Below are 13639 nucleotides of genomic sequence, written 5' to 3'. Positions count from 1 at the left end.
GGCGACCCCTTCGGGTCACCTGCCGCGCGTCTCGCGCCTTAACGGGAAGACTGCTTCCCGGAAGTGCAATCCGCTGAGCTCACGTTATGGAAAACGAAATCACTCGACATCGGATCACCTCCTTTCGGTTTGTTGAACACAGCCAAATGATGGGGTGCGTCGCGGCAAAACACAAGATGACGCAACGGAATGGCCGTGCTCCGGACGAGGATCATCCTCGCGCGATGCTTTTGCGCAACAGATCGGGATTGCGGTCGACGGGCCGGTGGACGACAGTGGCGCTCGAGGGTCGGGTTCGCCGTATGGGAGGTGGGAATGGACGCCGCCGACAGAGCCGCGCGGATCGTACGCAGGGTCGTCGAGACGTTGAAGCCGGGTTTTGCGGTCAGGCTTTGGACCGGCGAGCGGATCGGGCCCGCCGGCGGTCCGGTGCTTGCCATCAACGATCAGGACATCGTCTGGCAACTGGTGCGGCGTCCCGCCTTCTCGACGCTTGTCGAGATGTGGATTTCCAAGACCGTCGACATCGAAGAGGGCACGCTGTTCGACTTCTACGCCGTGCCCTCGCAGGGCAAGCTCAAGACGAAGCTCAGATCATTGCCGAAGCTGGAGATCCTGCGCGACCTGCCGGTGGTGCTGTTCTCGCGAAAACAGATGACGGCGCGCAGCGACCTCTCCGGCCGCAACCCCTATGTCAGCGGGTCAACAAGGAAGCGATCCAGCATCACTACGACATCTCGAATGCCTTCTACCGGCTCTTCCTTGACGAGCGCATGGTCTATAGCTGTGGGTATTTCAAGGATTTCGCCAACGGCATCGACCAGGCGCAAGTCGACAAGCTCGACCATATCTGCCGCAAGCTCAGGCTGAAGCCCGGCGAAAGGCTGCTCGATATCGGCTGCGGCTGGGGCGCGATGCTGATCCATGCAGCGAAGCATTACGGCGTCGTCGGCCATGGCGTCTCGTTGTCGCGGGCCCAGACGCAGCTTGCCCGCGAGCGCATCCGCGCCGAGGGTCTCGAGGACCGCATCACCATCGAGATCAAATCCTACGCCGAGCTCTCCGGCGCGTTCGACAAGATATCGTCCATCGGCATGTTCGAGCATCTGGGTATCGCCAATCACGACGCCTACTTTTCGGCCGTCCATCGTCTGCTCAAGCCCGGCGGCATCTATCTGCACCACGCCATCACCAGGCGCAGCAAGGGCGACATCCGCAAGACGTTGCGCAAGGGCCCGGAATACAAGGCGCTGATCAAATACATCTTCCCAGGCGGAGAGCTCGACACGATCGGCATGACGCTCGGCAATCTCGAGGCGCGTGGCTTCCTCGTCCATGATGTCGAGAACCTTCGCGAGCATTATCAGCGCACCTGCCGGCTGTGGGCCGAGCGCCTCCATGCGCGCTTCGACGAGGCGATCGCCGAGGTCGGCGAGGCGAAAGCGCGGCTATGGCTGCTCTATCTCACCGGCTGCTCGATCGCCTTCGAACGCGCCTCGGCGCAGATTTTCCAGACCGTCGCCACCAAGCGCGCGCGGGGACCAAGCGGCCTGCCGCCGACGCGTGAGGATTTGTACCGGTAGGGACAGGCAGGTCAGGCGAACCGCACTTCCGCGCCGATCTCGACGCGTGCCGGCCGGTCGACGGTGCAATAAACGCCGATATTGTGGGCGTTGTAGCGGACCAGGTTGCGCAGGATGCCGGGGTCGTTGTCGAAGCCGTCCTGGGCGATGATGGTGAAGCCGCAGCGGCGGCAGGGCTCGGAGATCGTGAGCAGCAGATCGCCGATCGCGAGCTTGCGGCCGAGCCATTCCGTCTCCGGGAAGGAGCCTTCCACCGGCTCCATGTCGACGACGATGTTGGGGCGGAAGCGGCGCGAATCTGGCACGCCTTGCGGATGCAGCGCCTTCAGCCGCGCCAGCGAGGCGGTGGTGAGCAGATGGATCGGCGTCCTGCTGTATCGCTCGGCCGTCAGCGGGCCGGCATAGCCCGGCGCGTGCTCGCGGAAGTAAGGCCGGATCGAGGCGTCGAAGCCAAGAAATCCGGAAAGAACCCGGTCGCTTTCCGGGTCGGGCGCCGGCAGCCAGTCGCCGCCGGGCAAGGCCACTTCGAGCCGGCGGTCTTCGGTCAGCCGGGTGCGGATCAGCGGCACCTTGTGCCATTTCGGTCCGCGGTCCGGCCTGGCGATCTCGCCATCCGACGCATCGACCAGGCCGAACAGCCGGTCGCCGTCGACAGTCGACGTGCCGACGGAGATGGCGTCCAGCCGCTCGCCGGCGAGCGAGCTCGCCGGATAGCGCCAGAGCTGGCTGACGGTGCCGAGTGCGGCCTGCGCGTTCATCAGGCCCTTTTATTCTGCCGGTTGGCAACGAGATCGTCGACCACGGCGGGATCGGCGAGCGTCGAGGTGTCGCCGAGCGCGCCGTAATCGTCCTCGGCGATCTTGCGCAGGATGCGCCGCATGATCTTGCCCGAACGGGTCTTGGGCAGGCCCGGCGCGAACTGGATCTTGTCGGGCGTTGCGATGGCGCCGATCTCCTTGCGGACATGGGCGACAAGCTCCTTGCGCAGATCCTCGCTCGATGTCGTGCCGGACATCAGCGTGACGTAGCAGTAGATTCCCTGACCCTTGATATCGTGCGGATAGCCGACGACGGCGGCTTCCGAGACCTTGTCGTGGCTGACCAGCGCAGATTCAACTTCCGCCGTGCCCATGCGGTGGCCTGAAACGTTGATGACGTCGTCGACGCGGCCGGTGATCCAGTAGTAGCCGTCGGCGTCACGGCGGCAGCCGTCGCCGGTGAAGTATTTGCCCTTGTAAGTCGAGAAATAGGTCTGCACGAAACGGTCGTGATCGCCATAGACGGTGCGCATCTGGCCGGGCCAGGAATCGGTGATGCAGAGATTGCCGTCGGCCGCGCCTTCCAGCACCTTGCCTTCGCCATCGACCAGCTGCGGCTTGACGCCGAAGAAGGGCCGTGTCGCCGAGCCGGCCTTAAGGTCGGTGGCGCCCGGCAGCGGCGTGATCAGGATGCCGCCGGTCTCGGTCTGCCACCATGTGTCGACGATCGGCACCTTGGCGTTGCCGACGACGTTGAAATACCACTCCCAGGCTTCCGGATTGATCGGCTCGCCGACCGTGCCCAGCACGCGCAGCGACTTGCGCGAGGTCTTCTTCACATGGGAATCACCGGCGCCCATCAGGGCGCGCAGCGCCGTCGGCGCGGTGTAGAAGATGTTGACCTGGTGCTTGTCGACGACTTCCCAGAAGCGCGACTGCGACGGGTAGTTCGGCACGCCCTCGAACATCAGCGTCGTGGCGCCGTTGGCCAAAGGGCCATAGACGATGTAGCTGTGGCCGGTGACCCAGCCGACATCGGCGGTGCACCAGTAGATGTCGCCGTCATGGTAATCGAAGACATACTGGTGCGTCATCGAAACATAGACGAGATAGCCGGCGGTGGTGTGCAGCACGCCTTTCGGCTTGCCGGTCGAGCCCGAGGTGTAGAGGATAAACAACGGGTCCTCCGCCTTCATCTTCTCGGGTTTGCAGTCGGCCTTAACGGTCGCGGCCTCGTCATGGTACCAGACGTCGCGGCCCGGCACCCAGCCGGTCTTGCCGCCGGTGCGTCGCACCACCACCACTTTTTCCACCTTGGTGCCGGCCTTGGCGGCGATGTCGATGGCCTTGTCGGTGTTGTCCTTCAGCGCAATCGGCTTGCCGCCGCGCAGGCCCTCGTCGGCGGTGATGACGATGGTCGACTTGCAGTCGTCGATGCGGCCGGCCAGCGCATCGGGCGAGAAGCCGCCGAAGACGACCGACTGGATGGCGCCGATACGCGTGCAGGCAAGCATCGCGTAAGCCGTTTCCGGGATCATCGGCATGTAGATGGTGACGCGGTCGCCCTTCTTGACGCCGTGCTTCTTCAGCACATTGGCGAAGCGGCAGACATGCGCATAGAGCTCGTTGTAGGTGATCTTCCTGTCATCGTAAGGGTTGTCGCCTTCCCAGATGATGGCGGTCTGGTTGCCGCGCTTCTTCAGATGCCGGTCGATGCAGTTGTAGGAAACGTTGGTCTGGCCGTCCTCGAACCACTTGATCGAGACCTTGCCGTCGAAGGAAGTGTTCTTGACCTTGGTGAAGGGCTTGAACCAGTCGATGCGCTTGCCGTGCTTGCCCCAAAACTTGTCCGGGTTCTTCACGCTGTCGGCATACCATTTGAGATAGGTGTCGTTGTCGATCAGCGCGTTTTTCTTCCACGCCGGCTGGACGCGGTGGACATGGACATCGGACATTTTCTAGCTTTCCTCCGAAACCGTTCCGCCGGCTTGATGTGCCGACGGCATCACGGCGAAGCAGCCGTGAATTCGCGGCATTATTAACAGTTCCGCCGTGACGGCGATATTAGACGTTGGATTCGCGCGGCGGGATGACGCAGGGGCAAGTGCAAACGCCTGTCAGCACTCTCGCCCTAGGGCTGCTAACCGTCTGTTTTTCCGATGGAAAACTTGGGTCTGATGTGCGAAAATCAATAGACGGTTAAGCAACGAGGCGCAGAGTTTCGCGTTGGGAGGAAAGGAGAATCAACTGAGGACGGCAATGCGCCATCATCTCGAAATGGACTTGATGCTCAGCGGCTATGGGCTGACCACGGCCAAGATCCTTTATCACTTCCCAGACCATCCCCATCTGCTGCAAAGCTATATCTGGCAGGATTACGACATCGCGCCGGAGTTTCCGGTGCTGATCCGCTTCATCGAATTCTGGAAGACCAAGCTCGACGGCCCGCTGCATTCGGTGACGTACACGCACCAGAAGCTGATCGCGCCGAACGAGTGGCGGAAAGTGGACGGGGAGTTCGTGCTGCACTGAGCGGCGCAAAGGTTCTCTGGACGTCGAATGTTTGGCGGAACCCATCACCCGGGCGGAGCAAGGAGCTGCAGCTAATCGCAAACGTTCACGCTTGCCCTGATAGGGGCGGCCGTAATGACGTGGCCCCGAACGTCGTGTTCCGCAAGCTGAATGACGACGGGGGAATAGGAACGGCCCGCTTGGTTTCAAGCGCCGGCGAAAGCGTTATCATTGTCGGGTCGGTAACAAGATCGTTACGGAGGTGTCGAGGCGCTTAGCGACTGCCGAAGATCGCCGAGCCCACCCTGACGCTGGTCGCGCCGAAGGCGATCGCGGTCTCGTAATCGCCGGACATGCCCATCGAGAGCATTGCGACGCCGGCCTCGCGAGCGATCTTTTCCAAAAGCGCGAAATGCGGGCCGGGATTCTCGTCCGCCGGCGGGATGCACATGAGGCCCTCAATGGCGAGGCCGTGCACCTCGCGGCAGCGTTTGACGAATGCGACCGCGTCGCGCGGCTCGATGCCGGCCTTTTGCGGCTCGGAACCGGTGTTGACCTGGACATAGAGTTTCGGCGCCCGGCCTTGCCTGGCGGTCTCCTTGGCAAGCTCGGCGGCGATCTTCTCGCGATCGACGGTCTCGATGACATCGAAAAGCGCCACCGCTTCCTTCGTCTTGTTGGATTGCAGCGGCCCGATCAGGTGCAGCTCGATGTCGGGAAACGCCGCTTTCAGCGCCGGCCATTTACCTTGAGCTTCCTGCACGCGGTTCTCGCCGAAAACACGCTGGCCCGCCTCGATGACCGGGCGGATATCTTCGGCCGCGAAGGTCTTCGAGACCGCAACCAGCATGACGGCGCCGGGCTCACGCTTTGCCTCGCGTTCGGCGCTTGCGATCTTCGCCTTGACCGCGCGAAGCTGTTCGACGGGGCTCGTCATGTCCATATCCTGCCCATAGTTTTAGCACCAACGCCGGATCGCCACAGTTGACGGGTCTGGCAATCCATGGTGAACACCGACATTGTCTCGGCTGCCGGCCTTGCCCAGCGCCGCGCACCCGCTTTTAAGTGAAAAACATCCGATGGCAACCGAACGATACAATCCGCGCACGTCAGAGCCCAAATGGCAGAAGGCCTGGGCCGAAAAGAAGCTGTTCGAGGCCAGGAACGAGGACCCGAAGCCGAAATACTACGTGCTCGAGATGTTCCCCTATCCCTCGGGGAAGATCCATATCGGCCACACCCGCAACTATACGATGGGCGACGTCGTGGCGCGCTACAAGCGGGCCAGGGGCTTCAACGTGCTGCACCCGATGGGTTGGGACGCCTTCGGCATGCCGGCCGAGAACGCAGCGATGCAGAACAAGGTCCATCCCAAGGACTGGACCTACGAAAACATCGCCGTCATGCGCGAGCAGCTCAAGATGATGGGCCTGTCGCTCGACTGGGCGCGCGAATTCGCGACCTGCGACGTCGACTACTACCACCGCCAGCAGATGCTGTTCCTCGACTTCGTCGAGAAGGGGCTGGTGACGCGCAAATCCTCCAAGGTCAACTGGGACCCGGCAGACATGACGGTGCTCGCCAACGAGCAGGTCATCGACGGCCGCGGCTGGCGCTCGGGCGCGCTGGTCGAGCAGCGCGAGTTGACGCAGTGGTTCTTCAAGATCACCGATTTCGCGCAGGACCTCTTGGAGTCGCTCAACCTGCTCGAGGAATGGCCTGAAAAGGTCAAGCTGATGCAGCATAATTGGATCGGCCGCTCGGAAGGGCTGCTGATCCGCTGGCCGCTGGCGGCTGCAAGCTCTGCCAAGATCGGCGGCGACATGCACGAGCTGGAAGTCTACACGACCAGGCCGGACACCATCTTCGGCGCCTCCTTCATGGCGGTCGCGGCGGATCACCCGCTGGCCAGACAAGCCGCCGAGAACAATCCGGCGCTGGCCAGGTTCATCGACGAGGTCCGCCATATGGGCACCTCGGTGGCGGCGCTTGAGACGGCCGAAAAGAAGGGTTTCGATACCGGCATCCGCGTCGTCCATCCTTTCGACGACAGCTGGACGCTGCCTGTCTATGTCGCGAATTTCGTGCTGATGGAGTATGGCACGGGCGCCATCTTCGGCTGCCCGTCGGGCGATCAGCGCGACCTCGACTTCGCCAACAAATACGGCCTGCCCGTAGTCCCGGTAGTGATGCCGGAAGACGGCGACGCCAAGACCTTCCAGATCATCGAGGAGGCCTATGTCGACGACGGCGTGATGATCAATTCGCGCTTCCTCGACGGCATGAAGCCGCAGCGCGCGTTCGACGAGGTGGCGAAGCTGCTCGAACAGAGGACGATCGGCGGCCGGCCGATGGCAGAGCGCAAGGTGAATTTCCGCCTGCGCGATTGGGGCATCTCGCGCCAGCGCTACTGGGGCTGCCCGATCCCGATGATCCACTGCGAGGCCTGCGGCGTGGTGCCGGTGCCGAAGGCCGATCTGCCGGTGAAACTGCCTGACGACATCGAGTTCGACCGTCCGGGCAATCCGCTCGATCGGCATCCGACATGGCGTCACGTGAAATGCCCGCAATGCGGGCGCGACGCGCGGCGCGAGACCGACACGATGGATACGTTCGTCGATTCGTCGTGGTATTTCGCGCGCTTCACCGCCCCCTGGGCAAACGAGCCGACCGAGCCGAAGGCGGCGGACGAGTGGCTGGCGGTGGACCAGTATATCGGCGGCATCGAGCACGCGATCCTGCATCTGCTCTATTCGCGCTTCTTCACGCGTGCCATGCGCGAGACCGGCCATTTGAACCTCGCCGAGCCGTTCAAGGGCCTGTTCACGCAAGGCATGGTGGTGCACGAGACCTACCGCGTCGGCGGTCCGTCGACAAATGGGCGCTGGCTGTCGCCGAGCGAGGTCAGGATCGAGGATGCCGGCAGCAAGCGCCGCGCCATCGAGATCGCGACCGGCGAGGAAGCGACGATCGGCGCGCTCGAGAAGATGTCGAAATCGAAGAAGAACACAGTGAGTCCGGAGGAGATCACCGACGGCTACGGGGCCGATACCGCACGCTGGTTCATGCTGTCGGATTCGCCGCCCGAGCGCGACGTCGAATGGACCGACGAAGGTGCCGCCGGCGCGCATCGCTTCGTGCAGCGCGTCTGGCGCCTGGTGCAGATCGCGGCCGAACAGCTTGCCGACGTGAAGCCGGCCGCGGCGAGCGAAGGCGAGGCAGGTGCCGTTTCCAAGGCCGCGCACAAGATCCTGAAGGCGATCGGCGAGGACATCGAGAAGCTCGGCTTCAACCGGGCTATCGCCCGCATCTACGAGCTTGCCAATGCGCTGGCCGTGCCGCTCAACGACGTCGCCGAAAGCAAGGCTGACGCGGCGCTGAAGGGCGCCTGCCGCGAGGCCGTCGAGATCCTGGTGCATGTGATCGCGCCGGTGATGCCGCATCTGGCCGAGGAATGCTGGGAGGCGTTGGGCGGCACCGAGATGGTCGCCGAACGGCCGTGGCCTGCCTACGATCCGGCCCTGGTCGTCGACAACGAGATCATGCTGCCGGTGCAGGTCAACGGCAAGAAGCGCGGGGATTTGACAATTGCCCGCGACGCGGATCAAGGTGCCGTCGAAAAAGCGGTGCTGGCTCTCGACTTCGTGCAGAAAGCGCTCGATGGTAAAGCCCCGCGCAAGGTGATCATCGTCCCGCAGAGGATCGTCAATGTCGTTGCCTGATCCGGAAAAGTCACAGGCGGCGCGTCTTCTGCGCCGCGCTGCTCTCAGCGGCCTGGTCGCCTCGCTGGCACTGGTATCCGCCTGCACGGTGCGGCCGCTCTATTCCAGCGCGCCGCTCACCGCCGGCTCGCAGGTCGGGGCCGCCGCCGAGTTGGCCTCGATCTCGATCAAGCCGGTCAGCACCCGCCCTGCACAGCAGGTGCGCAACAACCTGATCTTCGCTTTCGGCCAGGGCTCGGGCGAGCCGGCATCGCCTGCCTATACGCTCGACCTCGGCGTCACCGAGCTTGTCGAGTCGGCGGCCATCGTTCAGGTGCAAACCGAAGAGGACGAGCCGACGGCGGGCACCGTGACCCTCACCGCCAATTATGTGCTCAGAGACGCCGCGACCGGCACTGTGGTCGCGCTCGGCAAGCGCTCGATTCCTTCCTCCTTCGACCGGCCGCGCCAGGAGTTTGCGGCCTACCGGGCGCAGATCGACGCCGAGAACCGCGCCGCCCGCGAGCTCGCCGATCTGCTCAGGCTGGCGATCGCCCAGGACCTGGCCAAGAATGGCAAGAAGGCCTGAGCTGGTCTCTGAGCGCCGCCGCGCTATTCCCCTATTCGATGCAACAAAAAGGCCAGGTTATCCCGGCCTTTTTGTTGTCTGATCTCGGGCCTCAGCCAATCTTCTGGCCGGTCTTGGCCCAGTCGGCGAGGAAGGCGGCGAGGCCCTTGTCGGTGAGCGGATGGTTGACCAGCGCCTTCAACGTCGCCGGCGGCGCGGTCACGATATCGGCGCCGATCAAAGCCGCCTGCTTGACGTGGTTCACCGTACGCACGGAAGCGGTCAGGATCTCGGTCTTGAAATCGTAATTGTCGTAGATGGTGCGGATTTCCGAGATCAGCTCCATGCCGTCCGAGCCGGTGTCGTCGATGCGGCCGACGAAGGGCGAGATGAAGGAGGCGCCGGCCTTGGCGGCAAGCAGCGCCTGGTTGGCCGAGAAGCAGAGCGTGACGTTGACCATGCGGTTCATCTCGGTGCGGATCGTCTTGCAGGCCTTCAGACCATCCAGCGTCAGCGGCACCTTGATGGCCACGTTCGGCGCGATCTTGGCCAGCACCTCGGCCTCGGCCATCATGTCCTTGTACTCGGTCGCCACGACCTCGGCCGAGACCGGGCCTTCGACAATGTCGCAGATCTGCCTGGTGACCTCGGCGATCTTGCCGCCCGATTTCAGGATCAGCGACGGGTTGGTGGTGACGCCATCGAGCAGCCCCAGATCGTGCAGCTCCTTAATTTCCTTGATGTCAGCGGTATCGACAAAAAACTTCATGGCTGTCTCCTTGGGGATTGCCTGACGCCGGCCAGGCAGATGCGGGGGTCCCCTTTGATCTAGAGCAAAGTCGGGGCAAGGTCACGCCCGATGATCGAAGATTCGCCCTTTGTCGCGGCCGCGCCGGTGCTGGTGCCGATGCCGGCCGAACGGCCCTACACTTATGCCGTGCCGCCAGGCATGCGCGTGGTGCCGGGCTCGATCGTGCGCGTGCCGCTAGGGCCGCGGCAGGTCGCCGGCATCGTCTGGGACGCCGTCGTCGAATCCGTCGATCCGAAAAAGCTGCGGCCGATCGAGGAGGTCTTCGACTGCCCGCCGATCGACAAGGCCATGCGCCGTTTCGTCGACTGGATCGCCCAATACACTCTGTCGGCGCCCGGCATGGTGGCGCGGATGTTGTTGAGGGCGCCGGAAGCCTTCGACCCGGAGCCGTGGATCGAAGGCCTGCAGCGCACGCTTGCCGAGCCCGACCGGTTGACCGACGCGCGACGCCGCGTGCTGGAGACGGCCGAAGGCGGGCTTGCCTGGACGCGCTCCGGTCTCGCCCATGCGGCGGGTGTCTCCTCGACCGTCATCGATGGCTTGAGGGCACAAGGCGTGTTCGAGTCGGTGATGATCCCGCCACGACCGGTAGTCGCCGCGCCCGATCCCGGCCATGCCGTGCCCGAATTGATGCCGGACCAGAAGGCGGCGGCCGAGAAGCTGCGCGCGGTGATCGCCGCCGACGCCTTCAACGTCACCCTGCTCGACGGCGTCACCGGATCGGGCAAGACGGAAGTCTATTTCGAGGCGGTGGCGGCGGCGCTCGACAAGGGCAAGCAGGTGCTGATCCTGCTGCCGGAGATCGCGCTGACGCACGCTTTCCTCGAACGCTTCCAGGACCGCTTCGGCGCCAAACCGGCGGAATGGCATTCGGACCTGCCGCCCCGGATGCGCGAACGCGTCTGGCGGCAGACGGCGGAGGGTGGCGTGCGCGTCGTCGCCGGGGCGCGCTCGGCGCTGTTCTTGCCGTTCAAGGAGCTAGGCCTGATCGTCGTCGACGAGGAGCATGACCCGGCCTACAAGCAGGAAGACCGCGTCTTCTATAATGCGCGCGACATGGCGGTGGTGCGCGGCCATATCGGCGCTTTCCCGGTCGTGCTCGCCTCGGCGACGCCGTCGGTCGAGAGCCGCGTCAACGCCAGCCAGGGCCGCTATCACCGCGCGGTGCTGTCGGCGCGTTTTGCCGAGGCAGCGCTCCCCGACCTGAAATCGATCGACATGCGGCGCGCGCCGCCTGCGCGCGGCGGTTTTCTGTCGCCTCTCCTTCTGGAGCAGATGGAGCGCACGCTGGAGAGACAAGAGCAGTCGCTGCTCTTCCTCAACCGGCGCGGCTATGCGCCGCTGACGCTCTGCCGCGTCTGCGGCCATCGCTTCGGCTGCCCGGTCTGCTCGGCCTGGCTGGTCGAGCATCGCTTTCGCGGCCAGCTCGTTTGCCATCATTGCGGCCACAATGAGCGGCGGCCGGAGGCCTGCCCGGAATGCGGCACGCTCGATCATCTGGTCGCCTGCGGGCCGGGCGTCGAGCGCATCGCCGAGGAAGTGGTGGCGCATTTCCCGGAAGCCCGCACGATCGTATTGTCGTCCGATCTCTTGGGCGGCGTGCGCCGGCTGCGGCTCGAGCTCGAGGCCGTCGCCAATGGCGAGGCCGATATCGTCATCGGCACGCAGCTCGTCGCCAAGGGTCACAACTTCCCCGGCATGACGCTGGTCGGCGTGGTCGACGCCGATCTCGGCCTCGCCAATGGCGATCCGCGCGCCGCCGAGCGCACCTTCCAGCTGCTCAGCCAGGTGACCGGGCGCGCGGGCCGCACCGGCAAGAAGAGCCTCGGCCTGCTGCAGACCTACCAGCCCGACCATCCGGTGATGCGGGCGATCGTCTCCGGCGATTCGGAAGCCTTTTACGAGCGCGAAATCGCGGAGCGGGAGCGCGCCGCGCTGCCACCGTTCGGCCGGCTCGCCGGCATCATCGTCAGTGCCGCGACACGCGCCGAGGCCGAAACCCATGCGCGGGGCTTGCGGCGCGCGGCACCTACAGCCTCCGATCTCTTCGTGCTCGGACCGGCCGAGGCGCCGCTGTCGCTGATCGGCGGCCGCCACCGCTTCCGCTTGCTTGTCCAGGGCGGGCGGCGCGCGGACATGCAAGGGTTTATTCGAGCCATGCTGGCGGAGGGGCCGAAGCTGCGCGGCTCCGTCAGGGTGCAGGTCGACATCGACCCGCAGAGCTTCCTATAAGCGAGAAAGACTGCCCCAACGGAGTGCTCGCTTTATGAAAACCCTCGGCCTTATCGGCGGCATGAGCTGGGAATCGACGGCGATCTACTACCGACTGCTCAACGAGATCGTGCGCGAGCGGCTGGGCGGGCTGCATTCGGCGAAGCTGCTCCTGTTGTCGTTCGACTTCGCCGAGATCGCCGAACGCCAGCATGCCGGCGACTGGGACGGCGCCGGCGTCCTTCTGGTGAAAGCCGCGCGAAAGCTGGAGGCCGGCGGCGCCGAGGGCCTGGTGATCTGCACCAACACCATGCACAAACTCGCCGACACGGTGCAGGCGGCCATCTCGATTCCGCTCATCCATATCGCCGACGCAACTGGACACGCTGTTGTCGCCGCAGGCGTGAAGCGGCCGGCGCTGCTAGCGACACGCTTCACCATGGAGCAGGATTTCTACAAAGGACGGCTCGCCGACAAATACGGCCTGCAGCCGGTCGTGCCCGGCCAGGCCGGCCGCGACATGGTGCACCGGATTATCTATGATGAGCTCTGCCAGGGTATCGTCAAAGCCGACTCGAAGTCCGCTTATGTCGAGGAAGTCGGCCGTCTGCGGCGCGACGAAAAGATCGACGGCCTCATCATGGGCTGCACCGAGATCACCATGCTGATCGGCCAGGGCGATTTCGACATGCCGGTGTTCGACACCACGCGCATCCATGCCGAGGCAGCGATCGAGTTCGCATTGTCCTGATCGGGCGCTCTTCTGACGCTTCTTCTCTTGCGTCTTTTCAAATGTGCCGGCCGCCATCTGGCGCGCGGATTTTCCTCGGCTAGAATGCCGGCAATTTCAGAACAAGACTTTCCGAGGGGGATCAGATGGAGTTCGCGTTTCCGTGGCCGGCGAGCCAGGGCGAGTGGCTGGCATGGTCGAGCGCCGTCGTGACGCTGCTCATCGGCCTCGTCCTATTCCTGGCGCCGAACCTCGCCTTCCGCATCCTGCGCCTGCAAGCGAAGCCGGAGAAAGCGGCGGCGATCGCCGAAGGGCGCGGCCGCATGTCGGGCTTCTACCTCGGCGTCAGCCTGTGCTGCATCCTGCTCGCGCAGCCGCTGCTCTATATGGCGCTCGGCTTCTCATGGCTGTTCACCGCTTTCGGCCGGCTTTTGTCGATGATGTCGGACGGCGCCAACACACCTTTCAACTGGGCTTCCATCGTGGTTGAATTGGCCCTGGCGGCGCTGCCGCTTGCCTTCGCCTTCGGCTTCGTGCCGTGAATTCGTGACTAATCCGCCGCTCAGGCTCGGCCTTCGCCGCCTGATGCGACAAAAGTGCCTGAAAACCATGCCGGACGATGCATTGCGGTCTCAAAAGGCCTGTGCTAGACGGCAATCGACTTTCGGCCGGGGATAGCGGAAGCCATCCCTCCGTGCTTGGAAAAATCGCAGTAAGGTCAAAGATTTAGCCAGAGTTTTCGCTCGCGCCAACAATCTGCGGCCTG

The 13639-nt window shown here is 64.1% G+C and carries 10 protein-coding genes and 1 pseudogene; 7 read left to right on the top strand and 4 right to left on the bottom strand.

The features are described from left to right. Nucleotides 1-315: 315 nt before the first annotated feature. Nucleotides 316-1583, top strand: a pseudogene (locus CK224_RS17890) (cyclopropane-fatty-acyl-phospholipid synthase family protein). An 11-nt stretch (nt 1584-1594) separates the two neighbouring features. On the opposite strand, the gene CK224_RS17885 reads toward CK224_RS17890, so the two are convergent. Both CK224_RS17885 and acs read right to left on the bottom strand, forming a co-directional pair. Next, nucleotides 1595-2341, bottom strand: coding sequence for an MOSC N-terminal beta barrel domain-containing protein (locus CK224_RS17885; protein WP_095782633.1), 747 nt, complete (start codon nt 2339-2341; stop codon nt 1595-1597). Then, entirely contained in the window at nt 2341-4296 is a 1956-nt protein-coding gene (gene acs / locus CK224_RS17880; RefSeq protein ID WP_095782632.1) for an acetate--CoA ligase, read from the bottom strand. The genes CK224_RS17885 and acs overlap by 1 nt, the downstream gene beginning before the upstream one ends. 304 nt (nt 4297-4600) lie before the next feature. Here acs and CK224_RS17875 point away from each other — a divergent pair, with 304 nt between their 5' ends. Continuing rightward, nucleotides 4601-4873, top strand: a complete 273-nt coding sequence (locus CK224_RS17875) for an aspartate-semialdehyde dehydrogenase (RefSeq protein ID WP_067001506.1) — start codon at nt 4601-4603, stop codon at nt 4871-4873. A gap of 253 nt (nt 4874-5126) precedes the next feature. Here the strand turns inward: CK224_RS17875 and CK224_RS17870 are convergent, their stop codons facing one another. Continuing rightward, nucleotides 5127-5789, bottom strand: coding sequence for a YggS family pyridoxal phosphate-dependent enzyme (locus tag CK224_RS17870; RefSeq protein WP_095782800.1), 663 nt, complete (start codon nt 5787-5789; stop codon nt 5127-5129). Between the two features lie 142 nt (nt 5790-5931). Here CK224_RS17870 and leuS point away from each other — a divergent pair, with 142 nt between their 5' ends. Further along, on the top strand, nt 5932-8574 hold the full coding sequence (leuS, locus tag CK224_RS17865) for a leucine--tRNA ligase (RefSeq protein ID WP_095782631.1): 2643 nt from the start codon (nt 5932-5934) through the stop codon (nt 8572-8574). Then, a complete protein-coding gene (lptE, locus tag CK224_RS17860) occupies nt 8561-9142 on the top strand; it encodes an LPS assembly lipoprotein LptE (protein WP_067001511.1) in 582 nt (193 codons plus the stop codon). The genes leuS and lptE overlap by 14 nt, the downstream gene beginning before the upstream one ends. A 91-nt stretch (nt 9143-9233) precedes the next feature. Here the strand turns inward: lptE and fsa are convergent, their stop codons facing one another. Further along, complete coding sequence (gene fsa / locus CK224_RS17855) at nt 9234-9890, bottom strand: fructose-6-phosphate aldolase (RefSeq protein WP_095782630.1); 657 nt, start codon at nt 9888-9890, stop codon at nt 9234-9236. Nucleotides 9891-9980: 90 nt separating this feature from the next. On the opposite strand from fsa, the gene CK224_RS17850 reads away from it, so the two are divergent. The 3 genes from CK224_RS17850 (at nt 9981) to CK224_RS17840 (ending at nt 13415) form a co-directional block, all read left to right on the top strand. Then, nucleotides 9981-12164: a primosomal protein N' gene (locus CK224_RS17850; protein ID WP_095782629.1), complete on the top strand. Its 2184-nt coding sequence runs from the start codon at nt 9981-9983 to the stop codon at nt 12162-12164. A gap of 34 nt (nt 12165-12198) precedes the next feature. After that, nucleotides 12199-12894 (top strand): aspartate/glutamate racemase family protein, encoded by a 696-nt coding sequence (locus tag CK224_RS17845; protein ID WP_095782628.1) that lies wholly within the window; start codon nt 12199-12201, stop codon nt 12892-12894. Nucleotides 12895-13019: 125 nt separating this feature from the next. Then, nucleotides 13020-13415, top strand: coding sequence for a DUF4345 family protein (locus tag CK224_RS17840; protein ID WP_067324963.1), 396 nt, complete (start codon nt 13020-13022; stop codon nt 13413-13415). Nucleotides 13416-13639 lie beyond the last annotated feature (224 nt).

Origin of the sequence: Mesorhizobium sp. WSM3862 (assembly GCF_002294985.1) — a bacterium.
In the GTDB taxonomy this organism is placed as follows: Bacteria; Pseudomonadota; Alphaproteobacteria; order Rhizobiales; family Rhizobiaceae; genus Mesorhizobium.
The sequence above is the reverse complement of the archived record's forward strand: the minus strand, read 5'-3'. Positions and strand labels throughout refer to the sequence as shown.